Genomic DNA, 17,729 nt, shown 5'->3' with positions numbered 1-17,729 from the left:
CAGTAATAAAAATAAAAAAGAGAGGCTAACTTAGGGTTAGCCTCTCTTTTTATTAGTGTGTTAAAAAGAATTAACGTTTGTTTTTCAAGTAACGTTTACGACGTTCTTCTTTTTTCTTAATTTGTTGTTCAACTTTAAGTGCTGCAGCAATTTCAACGGCTTCAAGTTCAGCCGGGATCATGTCAGGAAGTTCTAGGGTTAATTGACCTAATGTACCTGAACGAAGTTCATGAAGTAGAATTTCAGATGCTTTATAGATATTAATTCGTCCGCCAGCTTGCAAACAACCGCGGCTACGGCCAATTGCTTCCATTAACTCTAAATCGTTATCTGGTAATTCATCCAAGTTATAGCGTTCTTTTAAGCGCTCTGGGTACTGTTTTGCTAAATACTCAACAGTATAAAAAGCCACTTCATCGTAATCCATCGCTGTATCTTTAACAGCACCAGTAGCTGCAAGACGGAAACCACTGTGTGGATTCTCAACCTTAGGCCATAAAATCCCAGGGGTATCAGAAAGAACAACCCCATTTTGCAAATTAATACGTTGCTGACGACGAGTTACCGCTGGTTGGTTGCCGGTTACTGCAATCATACGTCCTGCTAACGTATTAATGATGGTTGATTTTCCCACATTTGGAATGCCCATAATCATGGTGCGAACGTTTTTTCCCATCGCTTCACGGTGAGGAACCAGCTTACGGCATCTTTCCATAATTTTATGGATTTCATCGGGGTTACTGGTTGTCACAGCCATTGCTGTAACGCCTTGCTCTTGTTCAAGGTGTTCAATCCACAGTTGAGTCACTTCAGGGTCAGCTAAATCACGCTTGTTCAAAACTTTAATACAAGGCTTGTCTTGACGCAGAGAGGCGATCATTGGATTCTCGCTACTGAAAGGGATACGAGCATCAAGCACTTCGATGATCACATCCATTTTAGGGATCACTTCCGCGATCTCTTTTTGAGCTTTATGCATGTGACCAGGGAACCATTGGATGGACATAGCGTGAATCCTTTAAAAATCAAAAACGCTATTTTAACGGCAAAGTCAAAAGAGTAAAGGGAAGTTACGCTGCTTGATGATTTTGTTGCTGTAATGGTAAAGGTTTACCCAACAAGAAGCCTTGAAAATAATCAATACCCAGTGATTTCATATCTTCATACTGTTTAGCGGTTTCAACGCCTTCAATAACAATTAATGCTTTTTGTTTTCTCGCTAAAGCGATGGCTGACAGAATAGGAGTAGTGTTGCCATTTTCATATTGAAGCAATACAGAACGATCAATCTTCAAAATGTTGGGTTCTAATAATGAGACGCGCTCTTCTGATGACGCTTCTGAGCCGAAGTCATCAATGGCAATATTAAAACCATGTGATTTAATATCCTCTATAGCACTTAATAATTTATCTTTATCATGGTAATGAAATTCAAGAAGTTCTAGTGTTACATATTGAGGGGATAAACCCAGTTCTTGAATACGAGATTCAAGTAATGATGTATTCAGAGTCGGTATTTTATTTATATAAAAATGGACTGCAGATTCAGGCAATATATTTAGAAATAGTTGAATATTTCTTTGTGAAAAAAGAGAAAAGTTTCGTATATGAATAATGCGGCTTAGTCGCTCAATATTGAGAATTTGTTCAACGGTTCTTGTTGCGTCTTTAAAAAACAAATCTGGTCGGATTGGTAGCATTTTGTTGTCATAAATTCGTAATAATGCTTCATAGCCAATAATGGTTTGTTGAGTATTAAAGATAGGTTGAAAAACGCTCTGTAATAAATAACCATCATATTTTGAATAATATGAGCCATCTTTACCTAAGAATAAATAGGTTTGAAATTACTCTTGAGTGACTAGTAGCATGCTTTACTCCATTAAATAGCATGCACTATTGATAACCGAATCATTAGTTTTTATCAAATTATGGAAAATTATTATACGACGAGAATCACGTTACCGTTGTACTTATCGCCACAGAGGCTAAGTACAACAGCAATTGTCTTTATGTTACACCGTCACGGTGACTTCATAAGAACCGAATTTACGGATATTAATGACACCAGTATCAAACAAAAGATATTGGCCTTTAATGCCATTCAATATCCCTGTTACTTCAGGATTTTTATCAAAATTATGGCTGACAATTTTAGTTGGAAATTCATTTACTGGGAACCTGATATCTAGAATGTTCTCATCCAGTAATTCAACTGAATCTTCACCATGCGCTGCTTGAATTTTAGTTATGGCTTCTTCGACTTGTGGTAATAATTCTAATGCAGCTTCTTTTAAAGCAAGTGGTTCATTATTACCTTTTAACAGTGTACGCCAATTGGTTTTATCAGCGATTAACTTAGCTAATTCGATTTCTACTAATCCTGAGATTAAACGGTTTTTAACTTTAGCTATTGGTAAACCTTGTGTTGCTCCCTGATCAATCCAGCGAGTAGGGAGCTGGGTATGACGTGTAATGCCGACCTTTAAGCTTGATGTATTTGAAAGGTAAACATAATGGTCGACAAAACAGTTATCTTCGCCCCACTGCGGTTCACGGCAAGTACCTTCAGCAAAATGACAGGTTTCTGGTTTCATAATACACATGTCGCAGCTTGCTAGTTTTTTCATACAAACAAAGCAATGTCCTTGAGAGTAACTTTTTTTGGTTTTCTTACCACAAGAGCTGCAAAAAATGTTGCCCGTATGAGTTAGAGTAATTGTTTTCCCTATGAATCTATTAAGTTCCACTTCCTCGTTGCCAACAGGTAGTCGGTATTGAACCGTACCATCAAGCAGTGATGCTCGCATTTTTGCTAATGTTCCAGTAATTTCTATGCTCATAGATTGTTCTACTTTTTTATAATTAAGTTAATGTTTTTATGCGTTAAGACTTTTTATTAGCTTATCCATAGTGTAGCAAAGTGGGAGGAGAGTATAAAAGTTCAAATGAAGATTTATATGTAAGGTAAAACGACACTTATGCTATACTCCGCCGCATTAGACCAGAATCACTGGTTATCCACCAATAATACTCGAAATTGGAGTGCAGCTTTTGCAATTTAAAGATTTAGGTTTAGATAATCGCCTATTAAAAAATCTCGCTCACCAGAACATCAAAAAACCAACAGAAATTCAGCGTAAAGCTGTCCCTGTTGCGATGGCAGGTAAAGACATTCTTGCATCATCAAAAACAGGTTCAGGTAAAACGTTAGCGTTTGTCTTGCCAATGCTTCATAAGTCACTGAAATCAAAATCGTTTTCTAAGAATGATCCTCGTGCAGTGATCTTGGCACCAACACGTGAATTAGCAAAACAAGTATATACACACCTACGTAGCATGTTAGGTGGGTTAAGCTATGACGCTACCCTAATTACGGGTGGTGAAAACTTCAATGACCAAGTGAATGCACTGCGTAAATTCCCTAAATTTATCGTAGCAACACCAGGTCGTTTGGCTGATCACCTAGAGCATCAATCTTTGTTCTTGAATGGTTTAGAGACATTAATCCTTGATGAAGCAGACCGTATGCTTGATTTAGGCTTTGCTGAGCACCTTCAGAAGATCCATAAAGCGGCAAACCACCGTCGCCGTCAAACATTAATGTTCTCTGCAACTTTGGATCATGATGCCGTTACTCAGTTTGCTGGTAATATGCTTGATAATCCTAAGTTTGTTTCTGTTGGTTTATCAACAGATGAACATACTGATATTACACAAAGCTTTTACTTGTGTGATCACTTAGATCATAAACAAGCTCTATTAGATAAAATCATTGAGACGGAAAAATACTTCCAAATCATGATTTTTACAGCAACTCGTGCCGATACTGATCGTCTAACTGAACTACTTAATGAGCGCAAGCTTAAAGCGGTAGCATTAAGTGGTGATATGAACCAAACCGCTCGTAATAACATCATGAGTCAGTTTGAGCGTCGTGCACACAAAATTCTAGTGACGACGGACGTTGCCTCTCGTGGTTTAGATTTAACTAGCGTAACTCACGTTATCAACTTCGATATGCCAAAGCATATGGAAGAATACGTTCACCGTGTTGGCCGTACTGGTCGTGCTGGTAAAAAAGGGACAGCAATTTCTCTTGTGGGCCCAAAAGACTGGGAAAGCTTTAAGCGTATAGAAAATTTCCTGCAGAAAGAATTAACGTTCTCAGTATTTGAAGACCTAAAAGGTAAATTCAAAGGTCTTGTACCTAAGAAGAAACGTACGTTTGTTAAGAAAGGCGACGCTAAGAAAACGACAGCGAAACGTGGTTCTCATAAACCAAAAGCGGCTAAGAAGCGTGATAACTCATTCCACACTAATGTAGCAGTGGGTGACCAAGTGTTTATGCCGAAGAAAAAGCCAAAAAAATTGGTTGTTGATGACGAATAAGACTTACTTTTAAGTTTCTTTGTTTAAGACAATAAAACTTAAAACAATAAAAATGCCAAGTGAGTTATCTCACTTGGCATTTTTTATATTAAGCTATGCAGAATATAAAATTATAAATATTCACATAGATAAGCGGTTTCAAGGCTTACTTTTACATCAAAAGATGAATTTCCTTCAACTGAGAAATTTTCTCCTGAAGAGAATAAAACCCAATCAACGTCAGTTGTTCGTTTGATTTCTAGCGCGCCAGTTACGACAGTCATTTTCTCTGCAGCATTTGTTCCAAACGTGTAGTTACCCGGTAACATAACACCAACAGAAATAGCATTGCTATTTTGTTCAAACCCAATTGATTTTACTTTATCTTCAAAATAGCTATTAACACTTAGCATGACGCATCCTTGTAATTAAATTTCCATTTAACAATATGTTATTCATTGTTTTTTTTCAACTGTTACTTTACATAGCCTAATGACTGGATCTGCTTTGTGGTAGATTCAGAATTTATATAAGAGATAAATTCGTTAGACTGTTTTGATAAAGTGCCATTTTTAAAAACAAATAGAAAAGGGCGAGAAAGTGGATATTTATTATCAATAATAGCTTGAGGTGTTGGTAATTCATTATCGATTTTAACAACTTGTAGCTGAGCAAGGTCACCAATAGAACCCGCAGATGTATACCCAATAGCATGAGGGTTACGAGCTACAATACTTTTAACCATATTTGTTCCATTGACAACAATCGTATTTTTACTGATATCAGAAACAGTAAAAGAGTTGATTTCTTTGGTTAATCCTAGATTACGTTCAAATGAAAAGCGCGAACCAGAGGCTAATTCTCGAGTTACTACTGCTATTTTTTTATCTTCTCCACCGATTTCTTTCCAATTAGAAATGTCACCGTGGTAAATTTTCCAAATATTTTCAGCAGAAAGTGTTTTTATTGGATTATCAGGATGAACAACAACAGCAATCGCATCATAAGCAATTAATTTTGAAGACAGTGTTTCTTTTTCAGTATCAGATAGCTGCCTAGAGCTAATCGCTAGGTCTACTGCACCAGTATTTAGCATGGTAATGCCCGCGCTAGAGCCAATACTTTGAAGGTCAACATCATGATCAGAACTGTGATTATATTTCTCAATAAAAGGTTCTAATAAGGTCGATACCGAAGTGGAACCTGCTATTGTTGTGTTCGTGTTGGCTGCAAATGTGGTAGAGCTAAAAAGAAAGCTGGCCATAATAGTAGTGTAGGATAACGCTTTAAACATGATCTGATCTCATTAAAGAAAAAAAGCATAATAAAACGAGAGTGTTACACCACTGTGACAGCTCTTTACTAAAGTTGTATTTGTTCTCTAAATTCTTTTGGTGTCATTCTAGTTACTGCTTTAAAGGTAGTGCTAAAATGAGCTGCTGTTTTAAATCCTGTTTCATAAGCGATTTCTGTAATGGTTTTTCTTGTTACTCTAAGTTGTGTCGCTGCGTGATTTATGCGTTTAACCTTAACTAGATTAGCAAATGATAACTTATCAGATTGGAGTTTTCGCTTTAAGGTTGAAGGTGACATTCCTAACTTAGGAGCAACGGTATCAATCGTTAAGTCTGAAGCGATATTTTGTTCAACATATCGAATTAATTGTTGAGAGATAGTCAACACTGAAATTCTATGTATAAAATCTAATAACTCAGGATGTTGATGAACCATTTCACTTAGAATAGCTAAGGTCATAAACTCAACAGTATCTGGCGATGGATTATCAGACAACTGTTCTTTTAAAAGAGAAAGGAGAGAAACAAGGTTTGTGTCAGATTGATTAAAAATAAATGATTCACGAGTTGAACTTATATGATCTTCAGCGTTGCTGTAGCTAATAAAACGCTGAAAAATAGAGCTATCAATAACGAGAGATTCAGCTGTAAAGTTGCCAGTAGAGGATGAAATATCAATTTTAGATATATCGCCAGAGCTATAAAGTAAAAAATCACCACTGGTGAGTATGATAGATTCTCCTGCTTTATCTTGATAAGTAAATTCACCAGATTTGACCAGAAAAATACCGTTACGAACAACAGGGTAACGATCAGACTTTCTTCTCATATGAGAATTGAATTCGTGTAATTGGACTGGAATCATCTTGAATTTCCTCTTAAATACTCGGAATTTAGTGTAAACTTACTTATTGAAAAATCAAGAGCATAAGCTCACAGTCTCAATATTTGAGTTCATATTAAGACTTATATCAATCAAATGAACGGTGCTTTATGGGTAGTCCACGTTTACGTACACAATTTGAAAAACTGTATGAGCATTATCACCGAGCTTCTTCAGGGGTTCAGATCGATGATATTGCAGATTTATTATGCTGTACTCGTCGAAATACTCGTATGGTTCTCAAGAAAATGTCTGATGAACATTGGATTGTATGGCGACCAGCTGTGGGTCGAGGAAAAAGCTCGATCTTAGAGTTTATTTCAACTCCTGATTCTGTTTATTTATCTCTAGCGAAGCAAAGCATTGAAGATGGTAAACTTGATGTCGCTTTAGAGATCCTAGATGGTAACCAAGATGCACTATTAGATCTTATTCATAATGTGCTTGGTATATCTCACGAAAAAGGAAAGCAAGTTGTAAAGCTTCCTTATTATCGCCAACTCCATATTCTTAAACCCTCTTTAGCGATACGTCGTTCAGAGCAACATTTAGTGCAACAGATTTTTAATGGATTAACTCAATGGAATAAGAAAGGGGATATTGAAGGGGATATAGCGCATCATTGGGAAATGATAACGCCTCAACATTGGCGGTTTTATATTCGCCCAAGCGTCAGTTTTCATGATGGCAAACTACTCTCTTTTGATGATATCAAAACCACTTTTTCCTCATTAAAATCTAACTTTGTATTCAGTCATATTAAAGAGATTACAACGCCTAACCTTAATGTTATTGATTTTATCTTAGCTAGAGATGATCACTATTTTGATTCTAAATTGGCACAATTTAATGCTAAAATTATACCTGTTTCAGCTCATGTTACCCAAGATTATAACCGACTTCCAATTGGCACAGGACCTTATAAAGTTAGCGAAAATACAGATAAAAAACTGATCCTTGTCGCTAATGAAAACTATTTTGGATACCGACCATTAATTGATTCTGTTGAAGTTTGGATTTTACCTGAAGTCGCCCCGATACAATTAAAATTAGGCTTAGAAGTTTATGAAGGCTCCGAGTTATCACCAACGTCATATGGTGAAAAAGTCGATGTTGATAGAGGGTGTAGTTATATTTTATTTAATAGAAAATCAGGTATAACGAAAGATGAGAATTGGCAAGCTTACTTAACACAAACGATTACGCCTTTGTTGTTACTGAGTGAACTACAGAACTCCAGTATGAATGGGATTGGGCTTTTTAACGCTTATGGATTGTTACCTGGTTTACAGCATTGCTTAAATCGCCCACAGAACCCCTTTATCACACCAGATAAAGGAAATGCTGTGCATTTAGGGTATGAAAATGAACACCCTTTGTACCCTTTACTTGGAAAGATCATTAAACAGCGATTAGCTCAAGATGGCATAACTTTAAAGATTCATCCATTTGATACACTCGATCTTCTTGATGAAGAAAAAACGGCTAATATTGATATTTGGTTACGAGGTATGAGTTTAGGAACACAATGCCCAGAAGCATTGTTGTCATGGCTATTTGCCTTTAATGAAATAGAACGAGTCATGCCTGAAGAAGAGTTTGAGCATCTCTCATTTTTAATTGAGGAATGGCAATCATCATCTCAACGACATTTTCCTGTTAATGAGATATGTCGCTATCTCGTTGACTGCGGGCAAATTACACCATTGTTTCATGGTTGGATGGGAATAAGTGAAGATGCCAACAACAGTATACAAAATGCATCATGCAATGGACTTGGGTGGTTTGATTTTAATACCGTGTGGATAAAGCCTAACTTTTAATCGAGTTGCCAATGATATGAGCTATTAACACATCATTGGCTAACTTGTCTTTAGTATGCTTTCTGCTGATAAAACTTACGAATAGCTTGAGCAAGCTTTGCTTTTGTATCTGGCGTTATTGGGCAAATGTTTTGTTTTGGTAATGTATTTAATAACTCTTTCACAAGCTCATTTATAGGCTCAGGAGATTCAGCTTGCCAAGTACTCAATAAATCATGATTGATGTGAGAAGGTAGTGAGCCTAACGTACCCACATCATTCTGATCGTGCATTAGCAATCCAGCTGTGGTTCCTTTATCTAACGTTAATACCTGATAAAAATAGAGAGTATGATAGTCCAATTGCTGCTGTTTCTGAACATCTGTTGGAGGCGTTGCTGACACAAAATGTGAACACAGAATATGAATATAGGTATTAATAACTTTTGTGGCAAACTGATGAGCAAATTCAGTACCGTCTTCATTCATAGGATTAAATCCTTCTAAATAGAAATGGCTGACTCCTCTGCGTTTTTTTAGTGCTGGAATGTCAAAGTATTGATTCCCTAGCTTTGTTCCCTGAGAATAATAATTTTTCGATGCTACTTTTAATGTTTGATCAAAATATTCTTTATCATTTTTGTCAAAATGGGATGGATTAAGATCTGCCATTATTCTCCAATAGCTTGAATCATCTTTAAGTGCTGTCCAGCTAAAATGCATATGTATAGAAGGAGTAAGTGGGTGTGAGGGGTGAATAATCGTTGATAGAGCAGTAGCACTATCGTAATGCTTATCTGTTTGTTCTTCATAATGTATTTGCGACACATTGATGGATGCTCGATTAAATAATCCACCTTCAAGCGCTTCAAAACGTTTACCTCCACCGTGAAGTCCATTATCTCGTAGCCATTCAACCGGTGTAAACTCAGTATTAATTGAAACCAAATTACTGGCTTTGGTTAGTTCTGTTTCAAAATAGGATTGAACCCCAGTCAGAAGATGTAATACTTTTTGAGCTTGAGGGTGTTGAGCATAACTACGCATGAAAGATCCTATAAAAACAATAAATCAAAAAAGTCAGATGAATTGAGTGTAAGATAAAGTCCTTATTGATAGCAACCTGAGAGCTTGAAATTATAGATGGCAAACCAAATAAAAAAGGCCCAACAAAAACGGTGCAGATTTATTGTTCTAAATGTAAAGCCTTACTTTATAAATACAGGAAAGGAGGAAAGGGTTCTTTGGTTAAGTGCTTTATAGAACGTATTGTTGAAGACTATACCAACACGGCCTGTTCGTGTCCTGAGTGTGGTGTTGTATTTGGCAGAGATATGTTAATAAGAGGCACTCCTGCTTATAAGATGATTGGTGGAAAAGTAACAATGAAGTGACATAAACTATTCGTATTCTAACTGATTTATAATATACTGATTAAAGTCATCTTTATTTTTACTGTATTTTATAGGACTTTCTGTTGATAGATAAGCGCTTGCTATTTTCTCTGTTGTTGATGACAAGTTTCTCTTCTCATGCCGTGAGCTTAGCTACAAAAATCGACAGTTTCAAAAAAGCGTTTAAAAAAGAGCAAGCTATCGAAATATATGACATTCGCCTGATACAAAAAGAATATCCCACAGTATTATTGTCTCCCGATACACTGTTACCACAAACGGCCTCATATCCTTATAATCAATTACAACAATTATATCGAAATGCTCAGACTTGTACTGGACCATGGCCGGTTAGTCCGCTCGTTGGAGAGCCTTTAGTTCTTATCCGTGCATTGTGTAAAGGGATAAAATTACCAACAAGTTGGTTTGCTCGATCTGGTATGATCCATCCTGGTGGTGGTACGTATGCTTATCGTTATGTTCAGAGTCACCCCAACCGATTAAGTCAGTTAGAACCTTATATGCACATCAAAGAGCGAACATTAGGTGCAGAAGGAACATTATTACATCATTTGCAAGAAATGGATGATACAGCTATCAGAGCTATTATTAGTGGTTCAGATACTATTATCGCTGATAAATTATTATGGATAAGAAAAGGCAGTCGATACTACTTATATCCAATGAGCTTAAAGCAAAAGAACTTAGATAAGTTTGAGCTTGATATGGTTGAATTTAAAGAGGGTGACAATTGTTACGTTCGAAATGGTAATGTGTGCTGGCAAGAAGAGAGTAACTCTAAAACGCTCTCCTACATTGTTTTATTTTTAGTCTTTGTAAATTTATGCTTAGCGGTTGGTTGGGGGATATCTCAATGGAACGGTAAGCGAAGAGAAATGAAAAGCAGAATGTTAGTACTGCAAATACTAACGCATGAATTGAGAACCCCAATTGCAAGTTTAGGCCTAACGGTTGAAGGGTTCAGAAGACAATTTGAATCATTACCTGAATCGTTATATGACGAATTTAGGCGATTATGTGAAGATTCTAGACGGTTACGTCAATTGGCCGAAGCAAGTAAAGATTATTTACAATCAGATGATAAAGGGTTTGCTACAGAGTGGATCCCTTCGGTTGAAGAGTGGCTAAGTTACCGATGCATGGAGTACAGCCAACCAGTACAATTTAAGATAAATAAAGACTCTGCCATAAAGGTAAACATTTATTGGTTGGGTAACTGTATAGACAACTTGATTAGTAACGCACACAAATATGGTATTCAACCCGTTACTTTAAGTGTTACTGTTGATAATAAAAAATTAAAAATTGAAGTCATTGATGGCGGACAACTAACAAAAGCAAATTGGAAAGAACTAAAAACTCCTTTTGTTAGCAAAGCAGGGTTAGGGTTAGGCCTAACAATCGTAGAGTCAATGATCAAAAGAATGGGCGGCACCATGACACTTCAGGGGCCACCAACGACTTTTATACTGGAGATACCTTGTGAAACAGACAATCCTACTTATTGAAGACGATAAAAACTTAGCTGATGGCTTAATCGTTAGCTTGGAAGAAGCGGGATACCATTGCCTTCATTCAGAAAATGCAGCAAATGTATCAAGTCTATGGCTTGATGCTGATATTGTTATTCTCGATCGCCAGTTACCTGAAGGTGATTCATTAACTTGGTTACCTCAATGGAAGCAAATTAAAGATGTTCCTGTTATTTTATTAACTGCATTAGTTTCGGTTAGAGACAAAGTGACAGGTCTTGATTCGGGCGCTAATGATTACTTAACAAAGCCTTTTGCGGAAGCTGAATTATTAGCGCGTTTACGAGCGCACTTACGTTCACCAGAGTCTGATGATGCAAAAACCAAGCTTGTTGTAGGTAACTTATCAATAGATACATCAACAAGAGACGTTATTAACTCAGGTGACAGCGTCACGTTAACGAGAACTGAATTTGATTTATTGCTTTTCTTAGCAACAAATTTAGGCAAAGTATTTACTCGTGATGAATTGCTTGATCAAGTATGGGGTTATAATCATTTTCCAACAACACGAACTGTTGATACTCATATCCTTCAATTACGTCAAAAGATTGTAGGGATAGAGATAGAGACACTGCGTGGTGTTGGCTATAAAATGAAAGCATAATAATGCTATTGCGTCAGCTTCCACAAAAAATTGCCATTTTTATTATTGGCTTTTTTTGTTTAATACATGGAGCGGTAGCTAACTCTGCAGACTGGTTTAATGAACAGTCTGCGCTTTTTACTGCCCATAAACAATTCCTTGAAGGTAATACTTTAAAGGGTTTTTCTACAGTAATTGAAGTGCTACAGAGCTCAAAAGATAACAATATTATTCAAAATATTGATAAGCTCATGGGGGTGGCCATTTCAAATAATTGTGGTCGTGATCTTTCAACAATAGTGGTCCCTAAATGGCTAACATCGTTGAGTGTACAAAGAGTTATAATACAAAGCCCCGGTCGATTACATCATAGAATGATCGTCCAATTTGATAGTGAAAAAAGTATTTCATCCATCTCTTTTATAAAGTGGCCAGATGAAGAGTTATTGGTAAATCCATCAGTGAAGCGGGTGCCGACTCAAGACGAAGCCGTAACACAATATATCTACGCGAGTGAATCTCTTAATAACCGTGTTAAGAGTGGTCTATATAAGTTAATTATTACCGCTGATGATAAAGAAAAGACTCAATGGGAAACATGGATAGTATTAAGTACTCCTAAAACTGAAATGGCAGTATCTTGGCTAGGTAAAGAAAAGTGGAAGACAACACAAACAGGACTGCTTAAATCAAATTGTCCATTACCTGAAATGTCGGTCGCTATTTATGATCATCAAGACAATGAATACATAAAGTTATGGGAAGAGAAGTATGAAGAGAAATTCCCTAAAAGTTTACCGTCAACAAATGTACTACCTGGAAGCTACATTTTAAGTGTTTCATTTAACCATAAGCGTTTTCAAGGGCCCATTTCGATTCAAGAAATAAAAGCAATTACAAAAGTCATCAATTTTGATGCATCAGAAAATGTAGAGAGCAACTAATGTTAGATTTACCAACGTTAACTCATGAAGAGCAACAACAAGCGGTAGAAAAAATCCAAGAACTAATGCGTCAAGGTGTTAGTAGTGGTGAAGCAATTAAAATGATTTCAGAGCAAATACGAGCAGAAATAGCTGAGAAAGCGAAGAAATAATATGAAACCGAGATCTTAGTATCTCGGTTTTTTATATCCATTCATCATTTATTTGTATCTTCCTTATCTATTTTAAATATTAATATAAATGTTTAAATTCCTCTAAAGTTACAATGGCGAGAGTCGATAAAGAGTTAACTATCTTTATTAGGCTTATCAAAAATGAAACAGTGGATAAAAATTGGCTTACTTTCATGTGCAACAGTCGCTTCTTCACCAGCATTAGCAACTAACTTTAGTGTTGATGGTCGTATTGATGCGATGGGTAGTGCAGGTACAGCATCTGCCGATTATCTTACTGGTGTCTTTTATAACCCCGCATTAATTGCTATTTATAGTCGTAAAGATGATGTAGGTCTTCTACTGCCAAGTTTTGGTCTTCAAGTTGTTGATAAAGACAACATGATTGATGATCTTGATAGCTTAATAAACGCTTACGATAAGATAGACGTTCCTGGAGCAACAAAAGCACTGTCTGATTTGTCTGAGGATACCGCACAAATTCAAATGGGGACTGCAATTGCAATAGCTATCCCTAACCGTTATTTATCTATGAACTTTTATGCAAAAGCTTCATTGGAATCTGTTGCTATCGCTGATGTAGAAAGTCAATCTTATGGTGCTTTACCGGATCCTGCATTAGCGAATGTTCTTGATATATCATATGCAACAGTCGATTCTGCTGCTATTGGTATTACAGAAATTGGGGTAGCTTTTGCAGGTTATACTAATTTCTTAGGTCAAAATTTAACTATCGGCATCACGCCAAAAATTCAGCAAAGTTACACTTTTAATTACAGTGCATCAGCTGTCGACTTTAAATTTAAAGATATCACAGATAATTATGAAACAGGTGAAACTAACCTTAATTTTGATGTTGGTACTGTATGGTTTCATGGACCATGGCGCTTTGCTCTTGCAGGTAAAAATTTAATATCTCAAGAAATTAAGACAAAAGAATCATCAATAACGGTAGGCTTATCTGACGCTGAAATAGGTAAACTTGTTGGTGATCCTAGTTATACTGGTGGACCTGGAAAACAAACTCGTATGACTCAATATACTTATAATATGGAACCAATTTATACCGCTGGTATTGCCTTTATGACGAACTACTTTATTTTGACCGCTGACGTTGATCTTAATGAACAAGAACGTTTTGTTGAATTAAACGATAATATGCAGATGCTAAGAATTGGTGCTGAGTTTGACCTATTATATCAAATTCAATTACGTGGTGGTTTTAAGAAAGATCTAGCAGGTACATATGATGATGCATTTACGGCAGGTATTGGCTTCTCGCCATTGAATATGTTTCATTTAGATTTAGCTGCAATCTATTCAGTAGATTCAACTTATGGTGTCTCAGTCAATATGGCTTACGAATACTAAATCTGTAATAATGGGGCACCTTACTTCAATAAGAATTCATTATGACTAAAAAAGCAAAAATTGGCATCGTAACCGTTAGTGATCGTGCAAGTGTTGGTATCTACGAAGATATTTCAGGCCCAGCAATCATTGCAACACTGAATGATTATTTAACGTCAGAATGGGAACCAGAGTACGTAGTTATCCCAGATGAACAAGATGTGATTGAAAAGGCGCTGATTGAATTAACAGATGATAAAGGTTGCTGTTTAGTGGTAACTACTGGTGGCACTGGTCCGGCAAAGCGTGATGTTACACCGGAAGCAACAGAAGCAGTGTGTGATCGTATGATGCCTGGTTTTGGTGAGTTAATGCGAGCTGAATCTCTAAAGTTTGTACCAACAGCTATCTTGTCTCGCCAGACGGCAGGTTTACGTAAAGATTCATTAATCGTCAATTTACCAGGTAAGCCAAAGTCAATCCGTGAATGTTTAGATGCTGTTTTCCCTGCTATCCCATATTGTATTGATTTAATGGAAGGTCCATTTCTTGAGTGTAACGAAGAAGTGATTAAACCTTTTAGACCAAAAGCAAAATAATCATATCTTTTAAAGAATTTAAAGCCAACATGTCTGTTGGCTTTCTTATTAGCAACTTTTTTCTTTTCGTAATTTCTTTAATGCCTTTTTCTCTTTAAGTCTCTCTTTGTATTCTTTTCCTTCGCTAAAGCTAAGTAATTTATTCACGTGAGTAAGGGTTCTATTGAGAGTTTCGCAACGCTTTGGTTGGTGCTCTTGATAATATTTTTCAACGCTTTTAGCAAGACTAAACGAAGAAAAGAGTAGTAGGAGTAGAACACTAATAGTTGGTTTCATAGTTACGCTCAAAATAAGTTAGTTAGTGATAAAGGATATCGTATTCGAAAGATAAACATCTCTTCATTATCATTGTTTTAAGTTCGATATAAAATATTCAAGAAATTAATGGTAATTGATAAAAAGATAACTGTTACAGCGATCACTTTGTCGATTAATTACTTAAAATCAAATGAACCGTATGGGATGTTTTTAGCTATACTGTTGTTCATTAACCTCGCTGGCTATATCAAATAGCGCATCTTTAGATTCGATGGGGCTTCTTATAAATTACGATGCCATTAAATATTATTCCTAAAGCATAAATGTTGATGCATTTAGATCATTTACCTGTTATTAGAAGGGAATATTAATGAAATGGATAGAAAAAGTATCGCTACGGAGGCGGTTATCCCTGCCAATTATCGTATTTACCGCCAGTCTATTCATTATGCTGCAAGGGTATAATTACGTATCGAGTTATGATACTCAAAAAAAGAACCTGATAAATAGAGTTAAAGTGTTATCTAACGGTGTCAGTATTAATTTGCAATCCTCTTTATGGAGTAATGACAAAGTACTAGCAACGGAAATTCTACATGCTTTTAGTGTTGATGATGAAATTTTACAAGCGCTTTTAATTAAAAAAGAGGGTTCGTTATTCGCAGAATTTCGTAAAAATGAGGCAGTAATTAAAGAACCTAATATGGTATTACAAGAAAAAATAATAACGGAGGGTTATGCCGTTGGTCAGTCTGCCATTTATGTGCTCATGCCAGTCAAGCTAGGGAATAAAAAAGTCGCTCAGATACGGTTAATTGTCTCAAAATCAGAGTTGGATACGACAAGTAGACAAGCCTTACAGGTAACCTTTATTTTATGTTGTCTCATTATCGTATTCTGTTATTTCTTCATATCAAAAATTAGACATTTGATTACGACACCCGTAACAAACCTTAATCACGCAATGAGAGGGATTATTGAACGTGGTGAATTTAATCAACGTCCAGAAGTAATGACTAAAGATGAGTTAGGTGATCTTACATTCTCATTTAATAGAATGGCTGATAGATTAGAAGAGCGTCAAAATCAGCTACGCTTTGTTTTTAATAAAGTTGAACACGAACGAGATTTTGGAAAGCAAATTATTGCAGCAGTTCAGCATGGACTTTTTGTTGTTGATAAGGAAGGAAAAGTCCTTCTTTCTAATGATGCCTCTAAAAAATTATTTCCTAGATTAACGAGAGAGAATAGAGTTGATGTTTCTTTTCTGGATATTTTAAATCCGTTAGAAAAAAATACGTTATCCGGTATTCTTAAAACATTTAATGAAGTAGACGATTTACTCGTAAAAACACTTGATAACTATGCATTACAAATTACAGCTAGGGTGTTATCAAACAAAGATCAATTATTATTCTCAGTCGTTGATGTGACTGAATCAGTTAAAAGTAGAACTCAGCAAAAATTGGCTGCTAATGTATTTAAAAATAGCCAAGATGGTGTGCTAATTTTTGATTCATCGGGTAACTTAACGTTAATTAACCCTGCGTTTACAGAAATTTTTGGTTATGAACCAGAAGAATTGATTAATTTATCGATGCAAGAGTTATTTGATGGCCACCACTTTACGATGTCTAAGGAATTGATAACAGAATCGATTTATCGCTTTGGTCAATGGCATGGGGAGGTATTAGAAAAAGACAAGCAAGGTGACGAGCTTCCCTTATATATCAAAGCAAGTAAAATTATTGATGAAGAGCAGTATGGAGAAGAGAGTTACATTTTCATCTTTACGAGCTTATTTGATTCTAAAGAAAAAGAACGACTTGATTACTTAGCGCATCATGACACACTAACAGGTTTGCCTAATCGTTCTAAATTTTATCAAACAGCAAATAAAATCATCACGATGAATCAAGACTCAATAGGGCATATTGGCTTGTGCTATTTAGATTTAGATGGATTTAAAGCTGTGAATGATACTTACGGCCATGATGCGGGAGATGAAGTACTAAAAGCGATCGCAAAACGTCTTGATCACTCTATAAAAGAAAAAGGCCTAGCGTGCCGATTAGCAGGGGATGAATTTGTTCTTTTTATAAATTCGGTTGTTAATGAAACTCAACTTATTGAATTATCAAATCGAGTTATAGAATCAATTAAACAACCTATTTATTATCAAGATAATAGATTGTCTGTTGGTGCAAGTATCGGCATGACTATTGCGAAATATAGCGATGAAAAAGGGGTCGATTGTCTATTAAAAGAAGCAGATAGTGCTATGTATCAAGCAAAACTTGCAGGTAAAGGTCAATACATTTTTCATAATAGTGAAAAAATGTTTACAAAGTTGAATTAAATCTATTTAACTTATTTTTATTGATGGTATATTAAGCAGGTTGATTATTTTACACTTAATTAGGATAGGTTAATGGAAATTTTATTGTTAGTTGCATTCGTTATTGCTGGTGCAATTATGGTAAAAAAAGAAAAATCTGAGCAATCTAAATAATATAGATAAC

17 protein-coding genes and 1 pseudogene are annotated in these 17,729 nt (G+C 35.9%); 10 read left to right on the top strand and 8 right to left on the bottom strand.

What is annotated here, in order from left to right; genetic code table 11:
* Positions 1–70 precede the first annotated feature (70 nt).
* From ylqF to AC2IP4_RS19970, 3 genes and pseudogenes are all read right to left on the bottom strand, one after another.
* Complete coding sequence (ylqF, locus tag AC2IP4_RS19980) at positions 71–1,006, bottom strand: ribosome biogenesis GTPase YlqF (RefSeq protein ID WP_486307546.1); 936 nt, start codon at positions 1,004–1,006, stop codon at positions 71–73.
* 64 nt (positions 1,007–1,070) lie between these two features.
* Positions 1,071–1,769: pseudogene (locus AC2IP4_RS19975) on the bottom strand (EAL domain-containing protein); the annotation flags it as partial.
* 246 nt (positions 1,770–2,015) lie between these two features.
* Positions 2,016–2,843: a DUF2797 domain-containing protein gene (locus AC2IP4_RS19970; RefSeq protein WP_486307544.1), complete on the bottom strand. Its 828-nt coding sequence runs from the start codon at positions 2,841–2,843 to the stop codon at positions 2,016–2,018.
* Between the two features lie 211 nt (positions 2,844–3,054).
* On the opposite strand from AC2IP4_RS19970, the gene AC2IP4_RS19965 reads away from it, so the two are divergent.
* On the top strand, positions 3,055–4,392 hold the full coding sequence (locus AC2IP4_RS19965) for a DEAD/DEAH box helicase (RefSeq protein ID WP_181044658.1): 1,338 nt from the start codon (positions 3,055–3,057) through the stop codon (positions 4,390–4,392).
* A 110-nt stretch (positions 4,393–4,502) separates the two neighbouring features.
* Here the strand turns inward: AC2IP4_RS19965 and ppnP are convergent, their stop codons facing one another.
* The 3 genes from ppnP to AC2IP4_RS19950 all read right to left on the bottom strand — a co-directional run bounded on the left by ppnP (position 4,503) and on the right by AC2IP4_RS19950 (position 6,531).
* Positions 4,503–4,784, bottom strand: coding sequence for a pyrimidine/purine nucleoside phosphorylase (gene ppnP / locus AC2IP4_RS19960; RefSeq protein WP_105056043.1), 282 nt, complete (start codon positions 4,782–4,784; stop codon positions 4,503–4,505).
* Positions 4,785–4,846: 62 nt separating this feature from the next.
* Positions 4,847–5,665, bottom strand: a complete 819-nt coding sequence (locus tag AC2IP4_RS19955) for a phosphate ABC transporter substrate-binding protein (RefSeq protein ID WP_486310939.1) — start codon at positions 5,663–5,665, stop codon at positions 4,847–4,849.
* A gap of 68 nt (positions 5,666–5,733) precedes the next feature.
* Positions 5,734–6,531: a helix-turn-helix domain-containing protein gene (locus AC2IP4_RS19950; protein ID WP_105056041.1), complete on the bottom strand. Its 798-nt coding sequence runs from the start codon at positions 6,529–6,531 to the stop codon at positions 5,734–5,736.
* A 128-nt stretch (positions 6,532–6,659) separates the two neighbouring features.
* Here AC2IP4_RS19950 and AC2IP4_RS19945 point away from each other — a divergent pair, with 128 nt between their 5' ends.
* Positions 6,660–8,372: an SgrR family transcriptional regulator gene (locus AC2IP4_RS19945; protein ID WP_486310938.1), complete on the top strand. Its 1,713-nt coding sequence runs from the start codon at positions 6,660–6,662 to the stop codon at positions 8,370–8,372.
* Between the two features lie 50 nt (positions 8,373–8,422).
* Here AC2IP4_RS19945 and AC2IP4_RS19940 read toward each other — a convergent pair whose 3' ends face one another.
* Entirely contained in the window at positions 8,423–9,397 is a 975-nt protein-coding gene (locus tag AC2IP4_RS19940; protein ID WP_375320524.1) for a coproporphyrinogen III oxidase, read from the bottom strand.
* Positions 9,398–9,489: 92 nt separating this feature from the next.
* Between AC2IP4_RS19940 and AC2IP4_RS19935 the strand changes: the two genes are divergently transcribed.
* The 7 genes from AC2IP4_RS19935 (at position 9,490) to mog (ending at position 14,949) form a co-directional block, all read left to right on the top strand.
* The gene (locus tag AC2IP4_RS19935; protein WP_375320818.1) at positions 9,490–9,744 is read left to right on the top strand and encodes a hypothetical protein; all 255 of its coding nucleotides are present in this window, start codon (positions 9,490–9,492) and stop codon (positions 9,742–9,744) included.
* A gap of 119 nt (positions 9,745–9,863) precedes the next feature.
* Positions 9,864–11,273, top strand: coding sequence for a sensor histidine kinase VxrA (vxrA, locus tag AC2IP4_RS19930; protein WP_375320819.1), 1,410 nt, complete (start codon positions 9,864–9,866; stop codon positions 11,271–11,273).
* Complete coding sequence (locus AC2IP4_RS19925) at positions 11,248–11,904, top strand: response regulator transcription factor (protein ID WP_375320525.1); 657 nt, start codon at positions 11,248–11,250, stop codon at positions 11,902–11,904. The genes vxrA and AC2IP4_RS19925 overlap by 26 nt, the downstream gene beginning before the upstream one ends.
* A gap of 2 nt (positions 11,905–11,906) precedes the next feature.
* Positions 11,907–12,827, top strand: coding sequence for a DUF2861 family protein (locus AC2IP4_RS19920; protein WP_486310937.1), 921 nt, complete (start codon positions 11,907–11,909; stop codon positions 12,825–12,827).
* On the top strand, positions 12,827–12,979 hold the full coding sequence (locus tag AC2IP4_RS19915) for a YoaH family protein (RefSeq protein WP_081091621.1): 153 nt from the start codon (positions 12,827–12,829) through the stop codon (positions 12,977–12,979). Before AC2IP4_RS19920 ends, AC2IP4_RS19915 begins: the two co-directional genes overlap by 1 nt.
* A 162-nt stretch (positions 12,980–13,141) precedes the next feature.
* Positions 13,142–14,371, top strand: coding sequence for a conjugal transfer protein TraF (locus tag AC2IP4_RS19910; RefSeq protein WP_375320527.1), 1,230 nt, complete (start codon positions 13,142–13,144; stop codon positions 14,369–14,371).
* A gap of 41 nt (positions 14,372–14,412) precedes the next feature.
* Entirely contained in the window at positions 14,413–14,949 is a 537-nt protein-coding gene (mog, locus tag AC2IP4_RS19905) for a molybdopterin adenylyltransferase (protein WP_105056033.1), read from the top strand.
* A 48-nt stretch (positions 14,950–14,997) separates the two neighbouring features.
* Here the strand turns inward: mog and AC2IP4_RS19900 are convergent, their stop codons facing one another.
* Complete coding sequence (locus AC2IP4_RS19900; RefSeq protein ID WP_486310936.1) at positions 14,998–15,225, bottom strand: hypothetical protein; 228 nt, start codon at positions 15,223–15,225, stop codon at positions 14,998–15,000.
* Between the two features lie 352 nt (positions 15,226–15,577).
* Here AC2IP4_RS19900 and AC2IP4_RS19895 point away from each other — a divergent pair, with 352 nt between their 5' ends.
* Positions 15,578–17,566, top strand: a complete 1,989-nt coding sequence (locus AC2IP4_RS19895) for a diguanylate cyclase domain-containing protein (RefSeq protein ID WP_486310935.1) — start codon at positions 15,578–15,580, stop codon at positions 17,564–17,566.
* Positions 17,567–17,729: the final 163 nt, after the last annotated feature.

This window comes from Aliivibrio thorii (assembly GCF_057368585.1).
Note: the sequence above shows the minus strand (reverse complement) of the source record. Positions and strands in the feature narration are given on the sequence as shown.